We start from the raw sequence: 20792 nt of genomic DNA on the forward strand, positions 1-20792 counted from the left end.
TCACAGAGATGCAGGTGGCGCTACAGCAGGTGGTCGGCCTTCCCTGCCTTGATGTCCCGGATGAGGGTGCTCAGCGCCTCCCGGGTGTCCGTGAGGTAGGCCCCCTCCTGCCCGGCGACCGCTATGTAGGCGTTGCCGTCGGCGTCGGTACCCAGGCGGAAGCAGTTGGAACTCTCCGCGCAGAAAGGCTCTTCCCACGTGATGTCGGCCATGGCCACGTCTCCTATCGGGTGCCGGTGAGGGCGAGTATGAAGTCCCGCGACCTGCTGGAACTGAGGGAGGCCCTTTCCATCCAGTCCAGCTGGGAGCGGTACTTGTCGAGTTGCGCCGTCGCGTGAGTGAACCCCGGCCCATGGGCCGAGTCGAGTTGCACCGTGTCCAGCTGCGGAACGACTCCTCCGGCGTAGAACAGGGCCTGTCCGGCCCCAGGGAAAGCCCCGGAACTGAACGGCACCACCCTCACATCCACATGGCGGAGGTGGCTCATCTCGCACAGATGGTCCAACTGCGCGCGCATGACCTTCATTCCGCCGAACTCGATGCGCAGGGCGGCTTCGTGGATGTAGGCCGTGTACGCGATCGGATCGGGCCGATGCAGCACCTGCTGACGCTGCAGCCGAAGCGAGACGCGAAGTTCGATCTCGTGGTCCGACAGCGGGGGCAGCGCAGCATGACCAACGGCCCTCACGTATCCGTCCGTCTGGAGCAGGCCGGGGACGTGGAGGAACACTCCGGCCCGCACCGAGGTGGCATGCCACTCCAGCTCGGTGATGTCGAGGAGTCCGGCCGGAAGTTGCCCCCGATAGACCTCCCACCAGTCCTTTGGGCGCGGCTCGGCCATGGCGACGAGAGCATCGACGTAACGCGTCTCACCGCACCCGTAGTTGCTCGCCAGCGTGCGTACGCGCTCAGGCGTGATGGCACGGACGCCTGACTCGATGTTCGAAACTTTCGCCCTGTCCACCCCGAGCAACCGGGCGGCGAACTCCGTGCTCTCGCCCGCGTCGTTCCTCATCCTGCGCAGTTCGGAACCGAGTCGCTTCTGACGTTCGCTGGGGACAGTCCGTGGCGGCATGCGGCGCTTCTCCCGGGTCGGTGAGTGAACAGTCTGCCTGGCATCGCGGCCTCAACCAGACACCAGGTTGGGGGCATTTTCTCAATCGAGGTGGTAAATGCCACCATCATTCCTCTACCGTAAGTCACGCGAAGCTCACGCAAAGCGAGAACGAAGAGCATCGCGCGGGCCTGCCCGCGTCCTCCTGCCCTGGGAGGGGCGCGCCCGCGCCAGGGAGACGAGCCACTGCACCGCCGCGCGGACGACGCATCGACCGGTCCGCACCACCACACCGTCCCACCAGACGGCACACCCTTCCCCTGAGCGGAGCCCTCATGCCCGAAAACACGCCCACTCCGGTACCTGCCTCGCAAGGTCAGGCCACCGATACGCGGTCCGGCCCCTGGAGCGGACGCGGATACGGGGACCTCCCTCGCCTCGCGCCGCTCTCCCCCAGGCCCGTCGCAAGGTTCACCCACTGTCCGCCACCTCCTCCGGACCTCACCGAACCGTCCCTCGCGAACCTCGTCCACGGCCTTACGCTGCCCTCGGCTCTCGCGACACCGGCCATCGCCCAGGAAGCCGTCGAGATCATCCTGGACACGCACCGCGCAGCGGCGGAGCTGACGGACGCGGCGCTCCTGCTCACACACGACCTGGTGGCGTACGCCTGCGGACTCACCGGAGCCGGCGAGCAGCTCCACCTCTCGCTGTGTTCGGCTGAGAACGCGCTCCAGTTCACCGTGTACGACACACACGCCGCTCACCGTCACCCCCGCCTCGCCGCCGCCTGCGACGAACGGCGTCGGTGCCTGCTCGCCCCCGTCGCGGAACTCGTGGAGGCGCGTCTCGGCGTCTGGGGCTTCGGCCCCGCCCACCCGCCGGGCGCCGGAACCTGCACGTGGGCCGGGATCCCGCACGCGCCGGAGCGTCCGGCGGCCTGACCGTCGGGCCGGTCCGGGGTCACCCGGCGGGCACCCGCGGTCCCGCTGCCCGGCCCGCCGGGAACTGAGAGGATGCGTACCGTGAGCAACGACGATCTGGCCGATGTCCTGGGCACGCGTGAGAGCACGACGCTGGAGTTCAAGCGCACGGCCAAGCGGGAGGGCAAGCGCGGTGACGCCATCGCCACGGCCGTGTGCGCCATGGCCAACGATCTCTGTGGCCATGGGGGCGGTGACATCCTCGTGGGCGTGGACGACGCCGGAGAGCCGGTGGACGGTGTCGACACGAGCGATCGCGCGCTGCTGGCCCTGACGGACCTCCGGGACGATGGTCGCATTCTCGACCGGCCCTCGCTCACCGTTCGCGTAGCCCCCTACAAGGGCAAGCCGGTCGTGCATCTGCGCGTGGAAGCCTCGGCCGCGCCGCCCGTGCGCTGCGACGGCGTGGTCTGGGTACGGCCGGGACCCACCACCCGGCGGGCCGGACGGGAGGACGAACGCGTGCTGTCCGAGCGTCGCCGGTCGGGGGACGGGCCGTTCGACGTCCGGCCGGTGGTCCGCGCGACGCGTGAGGATCTGGACCTCGACCTGTTCCAGCGGTCCTATCTGCCCTCCATGGTCGATCCCGAGGTGATCGAGGAGAACGGCCGCCCGCTCGCGGTCCAGCTGGCCTCCTGTCATCTCGCCACGCCGGACGGCATCCCCACCGCTCTCGGCCTGCTGACCGTGGGGCTCGACCCGTCCAGCAGCATCCCGGGGGCGTACGTCCAGTTCGTGCGGTACGAAGGGGCCGACCTCGACGCGCCCGTAGCCGACGAGCAGGAGCTGCGGCAGAATCTCATCGGCACGGCCGCCCGGCTGGAGCCTCTCCTGCGCAGCAATCTGAGGACCCGGATCGTCGGCGACGGCTTTCGGGAGACCCCGCAACCGGACTACCCGCTGGAAGCCCTGCGGGAGATCTGCATGAACGCCCTGATGCACCGGAACTACGAAACCTCCTACGCTCCGACCCGCATCGTCTGGTTCGACGACCGGATCGAGGTGACCAATCCGGGCGGGCCGTTCGGCCAGGTGCGGGACGACAACTTCGATCTGGTGACGGACTACCGCAACCCGTCGCTCGCCGCCGCGTTGAAGGGGCTCGGTTACGTCAACCGCTTCGGCCGGGGCATCGGCCGGGTGCGGGCCGCCCTGGAGCGCAACGGCAATCCGCCCGCCGAGTTCCAGGTGGACGACTCGTCCTGGGCCGTGACCCTCAGGAGGGTCGTATGACCGCGACTTCGATCGCGCTGTTCAACAACAAGGGCGGCGTCGGCAAGACCACCCTCGCGTACCACCTGGCGCACATGATGGGCCGCCTCGGCCGCAACGTCCTGGCCGTGGACCTCGATCCGCAGGCCAATCTGACGTCCGTGTGCCTGGACGAGAGCGAGATCGAGGATCTCTGGTCCAACCCCTCCGAGCTGATCGCCCAGGGCCTCGTACCGGCGAAACTGAACGGTACGGGGCGTATCCGTGAGGGCCGGACCGTCGCCGACGCCGTACGGCCCATTCTGGAGGGCACGGGTGACGTCGCACTGGTGGAGCCGGTCCTGCTGAAGCCGGGGCTGTGGTTGCTTCCCGGAAGCCTCGACCTGAGCCGGTTCGAGGACAAGCTCTCGAACGAGTGGTTCAAGTCGTTCGCCGGGGACATCGCCGCGATCCGCACCACCACCGCGTTCCACCGCATGATCGAGCACGCCGCCGCATCCGTAGAGGCCGATATCGTGCTCATCGACGTCGGCCCCAACCTCGGTGCCATCAACCGCGCCGCGTTGATCGCCGCCGACAGCGTGCTGATGCCGCTCGCCGCCGATCTGTTCTCCCTCAAGGGACTCAGCAACCTGGGCCCGACCCTGCGGGAATGGCGGCACAACTGGCGGCAGGTCGTCCTGCCGCAGGTGCCGGCGGGGATCTCGGCGCCCCCGGCGGAGATGACACCGCTGGGGTACGTGATCATGCAGCCTGAGATGCGTCTGGACCGCCCGGTGAAGGCCTACGAGCGCTGGCTCGCGCGCATTCCCCTCGTCTATTCCTCCGCCGTTCTGGACGACGCGAAGGATCCTCCGTCCGAGGGAGCCCCCCATCACATCGCGACGCTGCGCAACTACCGCAGCCTGATGCCCCTCGCCCACGACGCACGCAAGCCGATGTTCGAACTCAAGGCCGCGGACGGCGCGCTCGGCAGCACCCAGAAGTACGTGCAGACCTGCTACAAGGAGTTCAGGGGGCTGGCCGAGAGCGTTCTGGACCGCGTGGCCGACAGGTGACGGAGTCGGGACACGGCCCCCCGCTGGCACGTCCGCGCGTGCAGGCCCACCGTGCGGCCCGGCACGCGGGGGCGGCGAACGCGGCGTCGATGCGTCGGTCCGCCGGCCCCCGTACCGGGCCCGTCAGCTCCCCACCGTCAGTCCTCGCCCTCCAGGTTCCCTTCCGTCTCCAGGTACACCTGGCGCAGCGCGTCCAGCACCGCCGGGTCCGGCTTGGCCCACATGCCGCGCGACTCGGCCTCCAGCAGGCGTTCCGCGATGCCGTGCAGGGCCCAGGGGTTGGCCTCCTGGAGGAACTGGCGGTTCTCCGGGTCGAGCACGTACGTCTCGGTGAGCTTGTCGTACATCCAGTCGGCGACGACGCCGGTCGTGGCGTCGTACCCGAAGAGGTAGTCGACCGTGGCCGCCAGCTCGAACGCGCCCTTGTAGCCGTGGCGGCGCATCGCCTCGATCCACTTCGGGTTGACGACCCGGGCGCGGAAGACGCGCGAGGTCTCCTCGACGAGGGTCCGCGTGCGGACGGTCTCGGGGCGGGTGGAGTCCCCGATGTACGCCTCCGGGGCCTTGCCCTTCAGCGCGCGCACGGTGGCGACCATGCCGCCGTGGTACTGGAAGTAGTCGTCGGAGTCCGCGATGTCGTGCTCGCGGGTGTCGGTGTTCTTCGCGGCGACCTCGATGCGCTTGTAGGCGCTCTCCATCTCCTCGCGGGCCGGGCGGCCGTCCAGCTCCCGGCCGTAGGCGTAGCCGCCCCAGACGGTGTAGACCTCGGCGAGGTCGGCGTCGGTGCGCCAGTCACGGGAGTCGATGAGCTGGAGGAGGCCCGCGCCGTACGTGCCGGGCCGGGAGCCGAAGATGCGGGTGGTGGCCCGTCGTTCGTCGCCGTGCTCGGCCAGGTCGGCCTGGGTGTGCGCCCGTACGTGGTTCTGCTCGGCCGGCTCGTCCAGCGAGGCGGCCAGCCGTACGGCGTCGTCGAGCAGCCCGACCGTGTGCGGGAACGCGTCGCGGAAGAAGCCCGAGATGCGCAGCGTCACGTCGATCCGGGGGCGGCCCAACTCGGCGTAGGGAATGGGCTCCAGGCCGGTCACACGGCGTGATGCGTCGTCCCAGACGGGGCGGATGCCGAGCAGTGCGAAGGCTTCGGCGATGTCGTCGCCCGCCGTGCGCATCGCACTGGTGCCCCAGAGGGACAGGCCGACCGAGGTGGGCCAGTCGCCGTTGTCGGTGCGGTAGCGGGTGAGGAGCGAGTCGGCCAGCGCCTGGCCGGTCTCCCAGGCGAGCTTGGAGGGGACGGCCTTCGGGTCGACCGAGTAGAAGTTGCGGCCGGTGGGGAGGACGTTGACCAGCCCGCGCAGCGGTGAACCGGAGGGCCCGGCGGGGACGAACCCGCCGTTCAGCGCGTGGACGGCGTGCGTGATTTCATCGGTCGTGGCCGCCATGCGCGGGACGACCTCGGTGGCGGCGAAGGTGAGGATGTCGGCGACCGCGTCCGGCAGCCCGGCGGCCACGGACGCCACGGCGGCCGGGTCCCAGTCGGCGTCGTCCATCGCCTGGACGAGCGCGCGGGCCTGCTCCTCGATCGTGTCCGCGGCGGTGCGGGTGGCGGCCGACTCGTCGAGCCCGAGCGCCTCGCGCAGGCCGGGGAGGGATGCCGTACCGCCCCAGATCTGGCGGGCGCGCAGCACGGCGAGGACGAGGTTGACCCGGTCGTTCCCGGCGGGCGGGTTGCCCAGCACGTGCAGGCCGTCGCGGATCTGGACGTCCTTGATCTCGCAGAGCCAGCCGTCGAGATGCATGATGAAGTCGTCGAAGCCCTCGTCCTCCGGCCGGTCCTCCAGGCCGAGGTCGTGGTCGAGCTTCGCGGCCTGGATCAGCGTCCAGATCTGCGCGCGGACGGCGGGCAGCTTCGCCGGGTCCATGGCCGCGATCTGGGCGTGCTCGTCGAGGAGTTGCTCCAGGCGTGCGATGTCGCCGTAGCTGTCGGCGCGGGCCATCGGCGGCACCAGGTGGTCGATCAGCGTGGCGTGGACGCGGCGCTTGGCCTGCGTGCCCTCGCCCGGGTCGTTCACCAGGAACGGGTAGATGAGCGGGAGATCGCCCAGGGCGGCGTCCGGACCGCAGGCGGCGGAGAGGCCGGCGTTCTTGCCGGGCAGCCACTCCAGGTTCCCGTGCTTGCCGAGGTGGATCATCGCGTCCGCGCCGAAGCCGTTGTCGTCGGCGGAGGCGGCGATCCAGCGGTAGGCGGCCAGATAGTGGTGCGAGGGCGGCAGATCGGGGTCGTGGTAGATCGCGATCGGGTTCTCGCCGAAACCGCGCGGCGGCTGGATGAGGATGAGGAGGTTCCCGCGCCGCAGGGCCGCGAGGACGATGTCGCCCTCCGGGTTGGCGGACCGGTCGACGAACATCTCGCCGGGCGCCGGGCCCCAGTGCCGCTCGACCGCAAGGCGCAGCTCCTCGGGGAGGGTGGCGAACCAGCGGCGGTAGTCGGCGGCCGGGATCCGGACCGGGTTCCGCGCCAACTGCTCCTCGGTCAGCCACTCCTGGTCGTGGCCGCCCGCCTCGATCAGCGCGTAGATCAGCTCGTCGCCGTCGCCGGAGACCAGCCCCGGGATGTCGGCCTCGGGCCCGAAGTCGTACCCCTCGGCGCGCAGCCGCCGCAGCAGGGCGACCGCGCTGGCGGGGGTGTCGAGGCCGACGGCGTTCCCGATCCGGGAGTGCTTGGTCGGGTAGGCCGACAGCACGAGGGCGATCTTCTTCTCGGCGTTCGGGATGTTCCGCAGCTTCGCGTGCCGTACGGCGATCCCGGCGACCCGTGCCGCGCGCTCGGCGTCGGCGACGTACGCCGGGAGCCCGTCCTCGTCGATCTCCTTGAAGGAGAAGGGGACGGTGATCAGCCGGCCGTCGAACTCCGGCACCGCGATCTGGGTGGCCGCGTCGAGCGGGGAGACGCCCTCGTCGTTCTCCTCCCAGGCGCTGCGCGGGCTGGTGAGGCAGAGCGCCTGGAGGACCGGCACGTCGAGCCCGGTGAGCGCGCCCGCGTCCCACGACTCGTCGTCGCCGCCGGCGGACGCCTCGGCGGGCTTGGTGCCACCTGCCGCGAGGACGGTGGTCACGATGGCGTCGGCGGCGCGGAGCGCGTCGATCAGCTCGGCCTCGGGCGTACGGAGGGAGGCGACGTACAGCGGGAGCGGCCGGGCCCCGGCGTCCTCCACGGCGGTGCACAGCGCGTCGATGAACGCGGTGTTCCCGCTCATGTGGTGGGCGCGGTAGTAGAGGACGGCGACGGTCGGCGCACCCTCGGGGACCGCACGGGCCTCCCGCTCCAGCGGGCCCCACGCGGGGGCCGGGGCGGGCGGCTCGAAGCCGTGGCCGGTCAGCAGCACGGTGTCGGAGAGGAACCGGGCCAGCTGCTCCAGGTTGGCGGGCCCGCCGTGCGCGAGGTAGGCGTGCGCCTCGGCCGCGATGCCGATCGGCACGGTGGACGCGGCCATCAACTGGGCGTCGGGGGCCTGCTCGCCGGTCAGGACGACCACGGGGCGGCCGGTGGCCAGCACCGCGTCGAGCCCTTCCTGCCATGCCCGCACGCCGCCGAGGAGGCGTACGACGACGAGGTCGACGCCGTCCAGCAGGTCCGGCAGTCCGTCGAGGGAGACGCGGGAGGGGTTGGCGTACCGGTAGCTGACGGGTCCCTCGGAAGCGCGGGCGCTCAGGAGGTCGGTGTCGGACGTCGACAGGAGCAGGATCATGCTGCGTCAGGCCTTCCTCGGGGTGTCCACGCCCCGGGCGGTGTCGGAGGGTCTCCCCACGCCCGGCCGGAAGACCGGGCGTTCGGGGAAGGGAGTTCCTGACTCGCCCGGCCGGTGGTGGCGGCCGTGCTCACAGTGGCGGGACCGCGCCGGAATCTCACCGGGCTTCCTCCCCTGTCGCCGTCTGGCGATGGCGGCCTGAACGGACCACCGTCTGCATCCTAAGCGGCCGAGGTGGGGGCGGGGCAGGGGGCGGGGGTGCGGTGGTGATCACTGCTTGCGGGTTCGGCTCCGCGCCGGACGCCTCCTGTCCCGCCGGCTCGCCGCGTTCGGCTGTCCCGCGGTACGGGTGGCCCGCCACCGTCGGCTGTCCCGCAGTACGGGTGGCCCGCCGCCGCCGACTGTCCCGCAGTACGGGTGGCCCGCCGCCGCCGCCGACTGTCCCGCAGTACGGGCCGGCCCGCCGCCGGCTGTCCCGCAGGTCACAGGAGCGAGCCCGCCGATCGCATCGGCACGGTCGGTATGCTCGCCGCCATGCCCGAATCCGCCCCCTCGCCCCTTTCCACGGGCGGCACATCCCCCCGCGACGGCGGCGACGCCTGCCCGGGGACGCTACGGCTGCACCAGGCCGACGACGGGGCCCTGGCCCGTGTGCGCATCCCCGGCGGGGTGCTGAGCGCGGACCGGGCGGACGCACTGCTCGCGGTGGCCGGCCGGTTCGGCGACGGTGACCTGCATCTCACCTCGCGGGGCAACGTACAACTGCGCGGCCTCGACGCGGAGTGCGGCGGCGGACCGGCCGAACTGCTCACCGCCGCCGGGCTGCTGCCGTCCGCCGCGCACGAGCGGGCCCGCAACATCGTGGCCTCGCCGCTCGCCGGCCTGGACGGTTCGCCCGCACTCGGCGACCGGCTGTCCGCGCTGGACGGCCTGGTGTGCGCGTCGGCCGCCGCCGCATCGCTCTCCGGCCGCTTCCTCTTCGCCCTCGACGACGGGCGCGGTGACGTGGACGCGCTGGGCGCGGACGTGACCCTGATCGCGGCGGGCGACAGCTCCCTCCTGCGGATCGGGGCCGGGGACGAGGTGTTCCGGGTACCGGCCGAGGAGGGCCCGCGCGCCGCGCTCCTGGCCGCCGAGGCGTTCCTCCGCGCCGCCCGGGACTCCGGCGCGTGGCGCGTGAAGGACCTGCCCGACGACGTACGGGCCGAGGTGGTCCGAGCCGTCGGCGCGGCGGCTGGTCCGGTCGTGAACCGCCCCCGCCCGCGTACGGCGAAGGCTCCGCAACCGGGCCCGGTCACCGCACCGGACGACCACGGCGGCGCCGCGACCGCGATCAGCGTCGGCGTACCCCTGGGCCGGCTGTCCGCCGCCCAGTGGCGGCTGCTCACCGATACTGCCCGGCGGTACGGGGACGAGCTGCGGCTCACCCCGTGGCGCGGAATCGTCATCCCCGGCCCGTTCGGCGAGAACGACGCGGCGGCGGCGCTCCACACCCTGGCGGCGGCCGGGCTCATCACCGGCCCCGACTCCCCGTGGACCGGCGTCGGCGCCTGCATCGGCCACCCCGGCTGCGCCAAGTCGCTGTCCGACGTGCGGGCCGAAGCGGGGGCCGCTGTCGGACCGGTCGGGCGGCTCCCTGTGTACTGGTCGGGGTGCGAACGCCGCTGCGGCCACCCCCACGGGGAGTGGATCGATGTGGTCGTCACGCCCGACGGGCACCGGATCTCCCACGTACGGGGCGACCGCCGGGACCCATCGGCGACGGTCCGCGACGACCCGGCGGCACTCGCGGCGGCGGTGGCCGCGGCCCGCGCCTGAGCACGCTCCCCTTCCCCCATCCCCTCCCCATACCGGCAGAAGAAAGCGACAGCACTGTGCACCAGTACGAGAAGGACGGACCGGCGATCTACCGCCAGTCCTTCGCCACCATCCGCGCGGAGGCGGATCTGGCCGGGCTGCCCGCCGACGTGAGCCAGGTCGCCGTCCGGATGATCCACGCCTGCGGCATGGTCGACCTCGTGACTGACCTCGCCTTCTCGCCGAACGCCGTGGCCGACGCCCGCGCGGCCCTGCGCTCCGGCGCACCGATCCTCTGCGACGTGGCGATGGTGGCCAGCGGGGTCACCCGCAGGCGGCTGCCCGCGGACAACGACGTGGTGTGCACGCTGTCCGACCCGTCCGTGCCGGAGCTGGCCGCGAAGATGGGGACCACCCGCAGCGCGGCGGCCCTGGAGCTGTGGCGGGACCGGATGGAGGGGGCGGTGGTCGCGGTGGGCAACGCCCCGACCGCCCTCTTCCGCCTGCTGGAGATGATCGAGGAGGGCGCCCCGCGCCCGGCCGCCGTGATCGGCGTCCCGGTCGGCTTCATCGGCGCGGCCGAGTCCAAGGAGGCCCTGGCCGAGCACGCGTCGGGCTTGGAGCACCTGATCGTGCGCGGCCGGCGCGGCGGCAGCGCGATAGCGGCCGCGGCGCTCAACGCCATCGCCAGCGAGGAAGAGTAGTGACCCCTCCAATGACCTCTCCGGTGAACGGGATCAAGAGTGGCGGCGGCAGGCTCTACGGTGTCGGCCTCGGCCCCGGCGACCCGGAGCTGATGACCCTGCGGGCCGTCCGGGCCATCGGCGAGGCGGACGTCGTCGCGTACCACAGCGCCCGGCACGGCCGCTCGATCGCCCGGTCCATCGCGGCGGCGCACCTGCGGCCCGACCACATCGAGGAGGCCCTGGTCTACCCCGTCACGACGGAGACCACGGACCACCCGGGCGGTTACCGGGGCGCGCTGGAGGAGTTCTACGAGAAGGCCGCGGCCCGCCTCGCGGCGCACCTGGACGCGGGCCTGACCGTCGCGGTGCTCGCCGAGGGCGACCCGATGTTCTACGGCTCCTACATGCACATGCACAAGCGCCTGGCCGACCGTTACGCGACCGAGGTCATCCCGGGCGTGACGTCCGTGAGCGCTGCGGCGGCCCGCCTCGGCACCCCCCTGGTCGAGGGCGAGGAGATCCTCACGATCCTGCCCGGCACGCTGCCGGAGGAGGAGCTGACGGCCCGTCTCGCCGCCACGGACACGGCGGTGGTGATGAAGCTGGGGCGTACGTTCCCGGCGGTGCGCGGGGCGTTCGAGGCGTCGGGGAGGCTGGCGGAGGCACGGTACGTCGAGCGGGCGACGATGGCCGGGGAGCGCACGGGCGACCTCGCGGACATCGACCCGGCGTCGGTCCCGTACTTCTCGGTGGCGGTGCTGCCGAGCCGCGTGGACGCGCCGCGGCCTTCCGAACGGACCGGCGGCGAGGTCGTGGTCGTGGGCACCGGCCCGGCGGGCCCGCTGTGGCTGACGCCCGAGACGCGCGGGGCGCTGGCGGCGGCGGACGACGTGGTCGGCTACACGACCTACCTGGACCGGGTGCCGGTCCGCCCCGGCCAGGCGCGGCACGGCTCGGACAACAAGGTGGAGTCGGAGCGCGCCGAGTTCGCGTTGGACCTGGCCCGGCGGGGCCGCCGCGTCGCGGTGGTCTCCGGCGGCGATCCCGGGGTCTTCGCGATGGCGACGGCGGTGCTGGAGGTGGCCTCGCAGGACGCGTACGAGGACATCCCCGTACGGGTGCTGCCCGGCGTCACCGCGGCGAACGCCGCCGCCGCCCGCGCGGGCGCCCCGCTGGGCCACGACTACGCCACGATCTCCCTCTCGGACCGGCTCAAGCCGTGGGAGGTCATCGCCGAACGGCTGCGCGCGGCAGCCTCGGCGGACCTGGTGCTGGCCCTGTACAACCCGGGCTCCAAGTCCCGTACGTGGCAGGTCGGCAAGGCCCGCGACCTGCTCCTGGAGCACCGCTCGCCGGACACGCCGGTCGTCCTCGGCCGGGACGTGGGCGGCCCGACGGAGAGCGTGCGGACGGTGCGGCTGGCGGATCTGGACCCGGCGGAGGTGGACATGCGGACGCTGCTGATCGTGGGCTCGTCGCAGACGCGGTGGGTGGAGCGGGGCGGGGCGGGCCGGTCGGTCGTCTGGACGCCGCGCCGCTACCCGGAGGCGCCGGCGTCGCCGGAGCCCTCCGCGTAGAGCCGGCGTACCCACCGCACGGCCTCGTCGGGCGTACGGGCCACCGGCACCCCTTCCGGTACCGGTGGCCGCCGGACGACGACGACGGGGATCTGGGCTTCACGGGCGGCGGTGAGCTTGGGGGCGGTGGCGTCCCCGCCGCTGTCCTTGGTGACGAGGACGTCGAGGCGGTGGTGCCGGATGATCTCCCGCTCGCCCTCCAGCGTGAACGGCCCCCGATCGAGCAGGACCTCCATCCGGGCCGGGCAGGGCGGCTCGGGAGCGTCGACGGACCGCACGAGGAACCACAGTTCATCGAGTCCCGCTCCGGCGAAGGCGGCGAGCCCCATCCGCCCGGTGGTGAGGAAGACCCGCTCGCCGAGTGCGGGCAGCAGCCCGGCGGCCTCGGCGAGCGATCCGGCGGAGTGCCAGCGGTCACCGTCCTGGGCGACCCAGCCGGGCCGGCGGAGGGCGAGGAGAGGAACATGGGCCTGCGCGGCGGCCTCGGCCGCGTTCCGGCTCATGGTCGCGGCGAAGGGGTGGGTGGCATCGACGATCGCGTCCACGCCGTGCTCACGCACCCAGGCGGCGAGCCCGAAGGGACCACCGAACCCGCCGACGCGCACGTCACCCGGCGGCAGCCGGGGAGCGGAGACGCGCCCGGCGAGCGAGGTGGTGACCCGGACGTGCCGGTCGCCGGCAAGGCTCTCGGCCAGTCGGCGGGCCTCGGTCGTACCCCCCAGAACAAGAACGTGCACAGGCAGCACAGGCATCGGAACGGACTCTTCTCATGAACGCTGAGGCGCGGGGCGGTCGCAGTGCCCAACTCAAGCACACCGGCCTGCGCCCCGGCTGGACGACCGGCGCCTGTGCGACGGCGGCGACGACGGCCGCGTACACGGCACTGCTGACCGGCGACTTCCCGGACCCGGTGACCATCACGCTGCCGAAGGGCCAGACACCGGCGTTCGCGCTGGCGGTGGAGGAGCTGACGGCCGGGCGGGCGAGCGCCGGGGTGGTCAAGGACGCGGGCGACGACCCGGACGTGACGCACGGGGCGCTGGTGAGGTCGACGGTACGGAGGCTGCCGCCGGGCTCGGGCGTGGTGTTCCGGGCCGGCCCGGGCGTCGGCACGGTCACCCTCCCCGGCCTGCCGCTGGACGTCGGGGAGCCCGCGGTGAACCCGGTGCCGCGCCAACTGATGCGGGAGCACGTGGAGCGGTTGGCGGCGGAGCACGGCGAGTCGGGGGACGTGGAGATCACGGTCTCCGTCGACCACGGCGAGGAGATCGCCCGCTCGACGTGGAACGGCCGCCTCGGCATCCTGGGCGGCCTCTCGATCCTCGGCACCACGGGCGTCGTGGTCCCGTACTCCTGCTCGGCCTGGATCGACTCGATCCGCCGGGGCGTGGACGTGGCGCGGGCGGCGGGCCTGACCCACGTGGCGGGCTGCACGGGCTCGACGTCGGAGAAGACGGTGACCGCGGAGTACGGCCTGCCGGACATCGCGCTGCTGGACATGGGGGACTTCGCGGGCGCGGTCCTGAAGTACGTACGCCGTCATCCCGTCGCCCGCCTGACGATCTGCGGCGGCTTCGCCAAACTCTCCAAACTCGCGGCCGGCCACCTGGACCTCCACTCGGCCCGCTCCCAGGTCGACAAGCCCTTCCTGGCCGACCTGGCCCGCCGGGGCGGCGCGGACGAACCGCTGGCTTCCCGGATCGCCACCGCCAACACGGGCCTGGAGGCACTGCGCCTGTGCGAGGCGGCGGGCGTCCCGCTGGGCGACCTGGTGGCAGCACGGGCCCGCGACGAGGCGTCGGCGGTTCTGCGGGGCGCGCCGGTCGCGGTCGACGTGATCTGCATCGACCGGGCGGGAGTGGTGGTGGGGCGGGGGTAGCGCGGCGAAGCAACGGCCTTCCGTGCTTCGCACAATCGAGAACGGTGTGTCAGCCGCACGGTCTACGCTGCACAGAGGCTGTTGCCACCTGAGCACATCAGTCTGGACGCTGTTTCCTCAAGGCACTTGCGCCGCCCGGCGACCTGCTACCCGATAGGTTCATCCCATGCCCGGCCGTCTTCTGGAACTACACGTCGAGAACTTCCGCAGCCTTCGTGACGTGACGATCCCCCTCGGACCGCTCACCGTCCTGGTGGGCCCCAACGGGGTGGGCAAATCGAACGTACTCAAAGTGTTCGACTTCCTTGCTGCGATCATCCGCACAGACCTGCAACCGGCGCTCGACGAGCGCGGCGGATTCGACGAAGTAGCCTTCTGGGGAGGCGAAAAACCGCCCACTTCCATGGCCATCCGCCTCACAGCGGACTGGACCACGCATGCGAGCGCGAAAGCTCCGGACGAGTACTCGCTGACCATTCGCAGGCGCTCCCTGCCCGGCAGCCGCGATTCCTACACCTTGTCACGTCAGGAGAGTTTCCGGTTCAAGCGGACTCAGGGCCGGGGCCGTCGGATCACGATTTCCGGCGATGCAGCCCGAGTCGTGGACGAGAGGGCCGGTCGTGAGTCCGACGGAGGCAAGTTCGGTATCCAGCGGCTGAGCAGCGGTCTGTCCACCCTGCCCCGGCTGGGACGGTCGGACGGCGGGGAGGAAGTGACAAGGGTCGCGGAGCGCTTGTCGTCCTTCAGGGTCTTCGACGTGGACGTCACTGCTGCTCGACAGCCGACACGCACCCACTCGATCAAGGCCGGCCGTCTGGAGCCGCACGCAAGGAACCTTGCGGCGTTCCTGATCCAGCTCAGCACCGACGAGGAACGCTGGGATCATCTGACACACGATGCCCGCCGCGTTCTTCCGCAGCTGGATGCCATCGAGTTCGAGCAGGTCGGGGGCTTCGCCGATCGCCTGGCGGTGGTGCTTCGCGAACGCGGCCTGCGCCGGCCCACTCCGCTGGCTGATGCCTCATTCGGGACGGTGCGCCTGCTGGGTCTCCTGGCCATGCTCTACGATCCTCAGCCACCGGCCCTGACGTGCGTCGAAGAGATCGACCACGGCCTGCACCCGCAAGCTCTCGAACTCATTGTGGAGCGGATGAGGGAAGCCTCGGCGCGAACGCAGTTCATCGTGGCGACCCACTCCCCCGCACTCGTCGACCGGCTGGAACCTCACGAGTTCATCGTGTGCGACCGGGACGAGAACGGAGCTTCCATCATCCCCGCCCTGACAACGACCCAGATCCGGACGATCGTTGCGGAGACAGGTGACCAGCCCCTTGGCGAGCTGTGGTTCTCCGGCGTGCTGGGGGGCGACCTGACAGAGGACGAGCTGTGAGCCGCAGGCGGATATCCAAGCCGTCCGGCCGGGGCATCGTCGTGCTTGCGGGCGAGAGCGCGAACGATCGCCGCTTGCTGGCCGCGTTCATCAAGGCCACCCATCCGGCCCTTGCTGCTGCCGTCACTCTCACCGAGATCACCGATCCCGTACGCCTACGGAAGAAGTCGGGCGCTGAACTGGCCACAGCAGCAAACACCCTGGTCAGCAAGGCACGAGGCAAAGCCCGTCTGAAGGCGGGCGAGTTCGTCGGGATCGCCGTGCACGAAGACATGGACGCCTGCCCCGGCCCTGCCTACGACGCCGCGCGAAAGGCTGTCTCGGCCGCGCTGGGCAAGGCGGCCGGCGACTCCTCATCCGTGTACGCGCTCGCAGCCGCCGAGTCCGAAGCCTGGCTCCTCCTCTTCCCCGAAGCGTTCACTCTGCACCGGGCTTCCTGGAGAATTCCAGCGACGTGGAAAGGCAAGGACAGCGGGCGCCGCCAGAATCCGAAGGAAGATCTCGAAGGTCTCCTCACGAACCCCCGCTTCAGGGAGAGCGACGGCCCGGAGATCGTATCCGTAGCTCTGGCGCAAGGGTTACTCACCGAGCCCAAGGGGTCGAATCGCTCCTACCAGGAATTCGTCGCGGATATCCGCGACTGGGAGGTTCCGCGCCCGCCCGGTCGCTGACTCCCGCCCCTACCCCGGGACCGCTCCACTGCCTCGCCCCCGCCGTCGGCCTTCTCGCACGCACACAGTCGGGCCAGATTCTCGACCACGCACGGGGTACGGAGAGGACAAGGTGCAGGCGGTCACCCTCCCGGACTGCCCAGCGCTGAGCACCGGCGCAAGCGCAGACGGCTGCTGCCTTTTCGCCGGTCACGTCCAGCAGCACACCTGGGAAGGCGTACAGGAGATGGCCTCAAGCGCCAGTTGATCACGAGTCCTCACAACGGCGCCCGCTGGACGAGGCGTCGGCGGTTCTGCGGGGCGCGCCGGTCGCGGTCGACGTGATCTGCATCGACCGGGCGGGAGTGGTGGTGGGGCGGGGGTAGCGCGGCGGCCGGCGCTCGCTCCCGAAGCCCGGGTCCCGGGTCACGGGTCACGGGTCACGGGTCACGAGACCCGAGCTTCGGGACAGAGCCGAGCCCTCTATACCGAGCACCCCCTACCAGGCCGGATGACCTCGCGCGGGTCGCGGAGCCATACCTGCTGCCCCCGGTCGGTCACGGTCAGCCCGAACTGCTCGGCGTCGGGTCGCCCGACCGATTCGTACTCCCACCAGACCTGCTCGATCTCCTCCCACAGGAACCCGGGCCCGTACTGCCACACCTCCTCCCCCGTGGCGGCCGTCGCAGCGCCTCCGTCCTCACGGGTCACCCACACCTGAACACCGTCGGCGGTGTCCTGGTGGATGAGCCGCACGCCGGGCAACCGCGCCCCCGCATACAGAGCGAACCCGAGGTCGAGGAGCCGGGCGGGATCCAGGCCCGCCGCACGGGCCCGCCCCTTGCCCCGTACCTCGTGGAGATCGGGCACGCGATGGGACCGCATCGGCATGTACGTGGCCCCGCCGCGGAACGGGCCGGTCGCGGTGCCGTCGGCTTGAACGCGGAGCTGGACCAGAGCACCGGACCAGAACTCCCGGGCGAGCGGGGCAACCACGACTCCGCCGGGCCGGACCTGCCGGAGCAGCCCGTACGGGACGTACCGCAACGCGCACGTGGAGATCAGCCGGTCCACCAGCCCCAGGCCGGGCCACGGTCGCTCGCCGTCCCCGACCCGCAGATGCGGGCGGTACCCGGCCTGCGCCAGAGCCTCCGCCGCCTGCCGGGCCACGACCGGGTCCAGCTCGACACTGTGGACCAGATCGTCACCGAGCCGCTCACAGAGCAACGCGGACACATTCCCCGTCCCGGTCCCGATCTCCAACACCCGCATCCCGTCCTCGACATCGAGAAGCCCGAGCATCCGGGCCACCATCGAGGGCATCGAGTTCGACGACGTCGCGACACCGGGCCCGCCCTCGACCCCGTCGTCGAGCTGCGTGACGACCGGCTCGTCGCTGTTCACCAACGCCAGCCACGCATCGGTCCCCACCACCGGCTCACACCGGTCGGGCAACTGCCGCCACACACTGGTCGGAACGAACCGGCTGCGCGGCACGGCCTCGAACACCTGCCGCCAACGGGCGCTGAGCAGCCCACGGTCGGCCAAGTCCTGTACGAGCGCGGGGTAGGTGGGCACCTGGTATGCGGCGCTCACGACTGCGGAACGAACGTGGGACGGCTGCCGTCCGGAGACGGCTTCGGCTCCGAGGGCGGAGTCCACGGCTTGTCCGACGGCGGCCCGCCGTGCTTGCCGCCGTCGACCTCCACGGGGTTGATGGTCATCGTCATCGTCCATCTCCTCTGTTATTCGGTGGAACGGTTCGATCGGCGGGGCGGTGGTGCAGCCTGTAAAGGGCATGCGCGGCAGGCAGACCCGACGCCAAGACGCTGCGGCAGACGACCCCGTACGGATCGTCCGGCCCGGCCGACAGCCCGCCCAGGTCGGCACCCGCACCCCTGGTCAGATCGACGGCGGTGATCGGGGCACCACGCCAGAGCAGCGTCACCCCGTGCTCCGGACAGTAGGCCCCCGTTTCGTCCTCGACCGGAAAGTCGTGCGCGTCGCCCTCCGCGTAACACCTCAACCGCGCCGGGCCTCTCGCCAGGCACGGCCCAAGCGCACAGCTGTCGAGCAGGACACTCCGGCGCGGCAGGTAGCGCAACGCTGGGTGTGCCCGAGCCAAGTCCTGTACGTGGTGTCGTCGCTCTCGCTCCGGCTGCTCCTCGCGCGGTCTGCCCCGGCGTGCTGCTGGGCGATGCGCGGTCCCTCCACGAGCACGGGAATGTTCATCCGATCCCCTCAACTACCCTTCTGGTGCATACGGGTAGAGCATGAATGCCAGGACCAGGCCTGACTGCTACGGCGTGTAGCAGCAAGGCACGGTTCAGACCGCCCCGACCCAGTGGGCGAAGTGCGTAAGGCTCTCGGCGTCAGAGCGATGGAAGCGGCGCAGATTTCGGGCGACATCGCGTGCCCACGGGTGCTCGCGCGTGTGCTGGGGTGCCGCAGCACGTGCCAGCCGGAGACTGGTGAAGGCCTCTACGGGGCGGCCCGCCCAATCCTGGGCCCTGGCGAGTTCGATGTAGAACCCGCTGCGGCGCTCGGCCGGCAGGTCAACGCCCGGTGTCCACGCGGCGGCGGCATGGAGGGCCCGGTCGGCATGGTCGGGTCCGAGGCCGACCGCGACGGACACTTCGTGGATGCGGACACTCTCAGGCCCGAAGGCCGTGCCCAGGTAGCAGCCTTCTCGGCCGACTTGTTCGCTCAGTTGTCGGGCATGAGCCAGGTGCGTGTCGGTCGCTCCTGCGTTCTGGGCGCGACTCGCGATCACTGCGGCTCTCATGTGGAGCGCGCCGCGAGCGGCTGCCTGCCTCCGCCCGTCGGGTGGCGGGGCGGCATCGATGGCCTGCTCCAGCGCGACCAGGCCGGCTGTGTGAGCGCGGGCGGCGAAGAACGTCTCGGCGCGGACGTATGAGGCGGCCGCCTGGACGAGGGGGTCTGCAGCGCGGTCGGCTGCCCAGCGCATCAGATCGATGAGCCGCGCGGAGAGGTCGTGCGCCCCGTGCTTGTATGCGACGGCATCGGCGGTGCGAGCAGCAGAGGCCAGCATCCGCGCGGCAACCTGGTGTTCGGCACCGGGTGCAGTATGGACGTACCGAATCGCATCGGTCAGCAAACCAGGGATGACAGTGGCGATCCGGCCGTACTGGGCGGCGAGCCGCCAGCCCACCGCCATGGTGATCTCATCGGCCAGTTCTTCCGGTCCACGCGCCGGCGGGCCCAGAGCCAGGTCGTATCCAGCGATCGCTTCCGACAGGGCGGGCAGCGCCCGGTGGACACGTCGCTCCGTGCCGACGTGATCCGTGCGCAGACGCGTGACGTCCACCTCAAGGGCGTCCGCGATCGCTTCGAGTACTTCGTCGCTGGGCCGGCGGGCACCTCGCTCGATGGCGCGAACCATGGCGTAGGAAACATGGGAGGCCGCCGCAAGTGCGGTTTGGGTGTACCGGTGTGCACGGCGGCAGGCGGCGATCCGCCTGCCGATCTCCTGCGGGCTGTCGGAAGACACTCACTGACCGTATGCACGCGACGACGTTGGGGAGACCGGTTCCTCTACTTTCCGGCGATCGCGGTGAGTTCCGATAGCGACTGGATCACCCAGTCGGCAGTCGTGTGCACCTGGTCGTCGGTGCCCCATAGGTGCCCCCAGGGGCCCCGGCGGACGTGGGCCGTGCGGAGCCCGGCCCTGGCGGCTGGGAACGTGTCGTTCGCGGGGTGATCGCCGACGTACACGGTGTCTCTCGCGGGAACACCCGACGCCTCCAGGACCTTTGCGAAGAACTCCGCCGACGGCTTGGCCCAGCCCCACTCCTCAGAGGTTGCGACAAGATCGGCGGGCAGGTCGAGCGCCCGAAGCAACTCGCCCGCGCGCACGGTCTGGTTGCCTGCGACGACGACGCGCATCCCGAGTTGCCGAAGCTTCGCGAGCGTGGGGCGGACGTCTTCGTACAGGTCGGACTCATCGAGGTACTCACCTCGACCGGCTGCCTCTCGCGCGGCGTACTCGGCCGGAATGTCGATGCCCGGCTTAACAAGCTTCAGTGCTTCGGAGTTGTCGAGCCCCTGGGCGGTCACGGCGCCGACGAGGGCGGACAGAGTGTGCCTGGGCGTGCTGAGCCAATCGGCCCAGGAACCCCAGTAGCGGTCGTCGCGGACGAGAGTCTCACCTATGTCGAACACGAACGTCTTCACACGTCGAGCCTAGGGGAGACAGTCGGACACCGCGGCGTCCTCCCGGACCCGGGCCTCCGTGGCACGACGCCCCGGTCTGCACGAATCATGCTGCGATCGCAGGCGGCGGCCGAGTGATCGCGAGATGGAAGACCCCGCGCACTCGCAGGCCAGGCTGTCTCCACCTCATCCCTCGAAGCTCGGGTCCCGAGCCCTGAGCTTCGAGCTTCGGGACGGTCAGGTCACTCTTCCGGGGGTACGTAAGTGGGCTCCGGTCCGAGCCTCGGGGCCCGAACTTCGAGCTCCGGGATACGGGACCCGGGGTTCGAGCGCCTTCTTTAACCGGCAGGTAGATACAGGCAGGTTGGGAATACCTCCCCACCTCCCTACCCCGTCACGGCCAGGAAGTATGACTAATCGTGACAGCTTGCGGCGCAGCGTCACGACTGCTTACGGTTCGAGAACCAAACGACCCCGGCAGGTGTTGGAAGCACCAGGCCGGGGTCTCACCGCAAGATCGACACCCTAGAAAGACGATCCCTTGGCTACACAGCACACTAGCTCCGCCCTGCCCGCCCCCGCACGCTCCG

Annotated in this window: 17 protein-coding genes and 1 riboswitch; of the genes, 9 read left to right on the forward strand and 8 right to left on the reverse strand. The window is 71.2% G+C overall.

All coding sequences use genetic code 11. The features are described from left to right. Window positions 1–20: 20 nt before the first annotated feature. On the reverse strand, window positions 21–212 hold the full coding sequence (locus IG90_RS0132175; RefSeq protein ID WP_030592608.1) for a hypothetical protein: 192 nt from the start codon (window positions 210–212) through the stop codon (window positions 21–23). Window positions 213–223: 11 nt separating this feature from the next. After that, entirely contained in the window at window positions 224–1075 is an 852-nt protein-coding gene (locus IG90_RS0132180; RefSeq protein WP_030592611.1) for a helix-turn-helix domain-containing protein, read from the reverse strand. A gap of 314 nt (window positions 1076–1389) precedes the next feature. Here IG90_RS0132180 and IG90_RS0132185 point away from each other — a divergent pair, with 314 nt between their 5' ends. The 3 genes from IG90_RS0132185 to IG90_RS0132195 all read left to right on the forward strand — a co-directional run bounded on the left by IG90_RS0132185 (window position 1390) and on the right by IG90_RS0132195 (window position 4307). Then, complete coding sequence (locus IG90_RS0132185) at window positions 1390–1998, forward strand: ATP-binding protein (RefSeq protein ID WP_209443585.1); 609 nt, start codon at window positions 1390–1392, stop codon at window positions 1996–1998. Between the two features lie 72 nt (window positions 1999–2070). After that, on the forward strand, window positions 2071–3270 hold the full coding sequence (locus IG90_RS0132190) for an ATP-binding protein (RefSeq protein ID WP_030592617.1): 1200 nt from the start codon (window positions 2071–2073) through the stop codon (window positions 3268–3270). Continuing rightward, window positions 3267–4307: a ParA family protein gene (locus tag IG90_RS0132195; protein WP_030592620.1), complete on the forward strand. Its 1041-nt coding sequence runs from the start codon at window positions 3267–3269 to the stop codon at window positions 4305–4307. Before IG90_RS0132190 ends, IG90_RS0132195 begins: the two co-directional genes overlap by 4 nt. 137 nt (window positions 4308–4444) lie before the next feature. Here the strand turns inward: IG90_RS0132195 and cobN are convergent, their stop codons facing one another. After that, a complete protein-coding gene (gene cobN / locus IG90_RS0132200; protein ID WP_030592623.1) occupies window positions 4445–8050 on the reverse strand; it encodes a cobaltochelatase subunit CobN in 3606 nt (1201 codons plus the stop codon). 92 nt (window positions 8051–8142) lie between these two features. Continuing rightward, a riboswitch (cobalamin riboswitch) is annotated at window positions 8143–8222 on the reverse strand. Window positions 8223–8572: 350 nt separating this feature from the next. Between cobN and IG90_RS0132210 the strand changes: the two genes are divergently transcribed. Genes IG90_RS0132210 through IG90_RS0132220 form a run of 3 tightly spaced genes read left to right on the forward strand, consistent with a single transcriptional unit; the run spans window position 8573 to window position 12110 of the window. Then, window positions 8573–9868, forward strand: a complete 1296-nt coding sequence (locus IG90_RS0132210; RefSeq protein WP_030592625.1) for a cobalamin biosynthesis protein CobG — start codon at window positions 8573–8575, stop codon at window positions 9866–9868. 56 nt (window positions 9869–9924) lie between these two features. Further along, window positions 9925–10551, forward strand: coding sequence for a precorrin-8X methylmutase (locus IG90_RS0132215; protein WP_030592628.1), 627 nt, complete (start codon window positions 9925–9927; stop codon window positions 10549–10551). Between the two features lie 11 nt (window positions 10552–10562). Further along, entirely contained in the window at window positions 10563–12110 is a 1548-nt protein-coding gene (locus IG90_RS0132220; protein WP_030592630.1) for a precorrin-2 C(20)-methyltransferase, read from the forward strand. Here IG90_RS0132220 and IG90_RS0132225 read toward each other — a convergent pair. After that, on the reverse strand, window positions 12071–12862 hold the full coding sequence (locus IG90_RS0132225; RefSeq protein ID WP_030592632.1) for a cobalt-precorrin-6A reductase: 792 nt from the start codon (window positions 12860–12862) through the stop codon (window positions 12071–12073). The two genes, IG90_RS0132220 and IG90_RS0132225, sit on opposite strands and share 40 nt — an antisense overlap. 17 nt (window positions 12863–12879) lie before the next feature. Here IG90_RS0132225 and IG90_RS0132230 point away from each other — a divergent pair, with 17 nt between their 5' ends. The 3 genes from IG90_RS0132230 (at window position 12880) to IG90_RS0132240 (ending at window position 16050) form a co-directional block, all read left to right on the forward strand. Continuing rightward, a complete protein-coding gene (locus IG90_RS0132230) occupies window positions 12880–13989 on the forward strand; it encodes a cobalt-precorrin-5B (C(1))-methyltransferase (protein WP_030592635.1) in 1110 nt (369 codons plus the stop codon). Between the two features lie 166 nt (window positions 13990–14155). Next, on the forward strand, window positions 14156–15379 hold the full coding sequence (locus tag IG90_RS0132235; protein ID WP_030592638.1) for an AAA family ATPase: 1224 nt from the start codon (window positions 14156–14158) through the stop codon (window positions 15377–15379). Next, entirely contained in the window at window positions 15376–16050 is a 675-nt protein-coding gene (locus tag IG90_RS0132240; protein ID WP_051860344.1) for a hypothetical protein, read from the forward strand. Before IG90_RS0132235 ends, IG90_RS0132240 begins: the two co-directional genes overlap by 4 nt. Before the next feature lie 462 nt (window positions 16051–16512). On the opposite strand, the gene IG90_RS0132245 is transcribed toward IG90_RS0132240, so the two are convergent. From IG90_RS0132245 to IG90_RS0132260, 4 genes are all read right to left on the reverse strand, one after another. Further along, window positions 16513–17625, reverse strand: coding sequence for a methyltransferase domain-containing protein (locus tag IG90_RS0132245; protein ID WP_030592644.1), 1113 nt, complete (start codon window positions 17623–17625; stop codon window positions 16513–16515). Then, a complete protein-coding gene (locus tag IG90_RS44485) occupies window positions 17622–17759 on the reverse strand; it encodes a hypothetical protein (RefSeq protein WP_157846370.1) in 138 nt (45 codons plus the stop codon). The genes IG90_RS0132245 and IG90_RS44485 overlap by 4 nt, the downstream gene beginning before the upstream one ends. 596 nt (window positions 17760–18355) lie before the next feature. Beyond that, window positions 18356–19540 (reverse strand): helix-turn-helix domain-containing protein, encoded by a 1185-nt coding sequence (locus IG90_RS0132255; protein WP_030592647.1) that lies wholly within the window; start codon window positions 19538–19540, stop codon window positions 18356–18358. A gap of 44 nt (window positions 19541–19584) precedes the next feature. Continuing rightward, window positions 19585–20223: an HAD family hydrolase gene (locus IG90_RS0132260; RefSeq protein WP_030592650.1), complete on the reverse strand. Its 639-nt coding sequence runs from the start codon at window positions 20221–20223 to the stop codon at window positions 19585–19587. Window positions 20224–20792: the final 569 nt, after the last annotated feature.

Source organism: Streptomyces anulatus (assembly GCF_000721175.1).
Lineage (GTDB): Bacteria > Actinomycetota > Actinomycetes > Streptomycetales > Streptomycetaceae > Streptomyces > Streptomyces anulatus_C.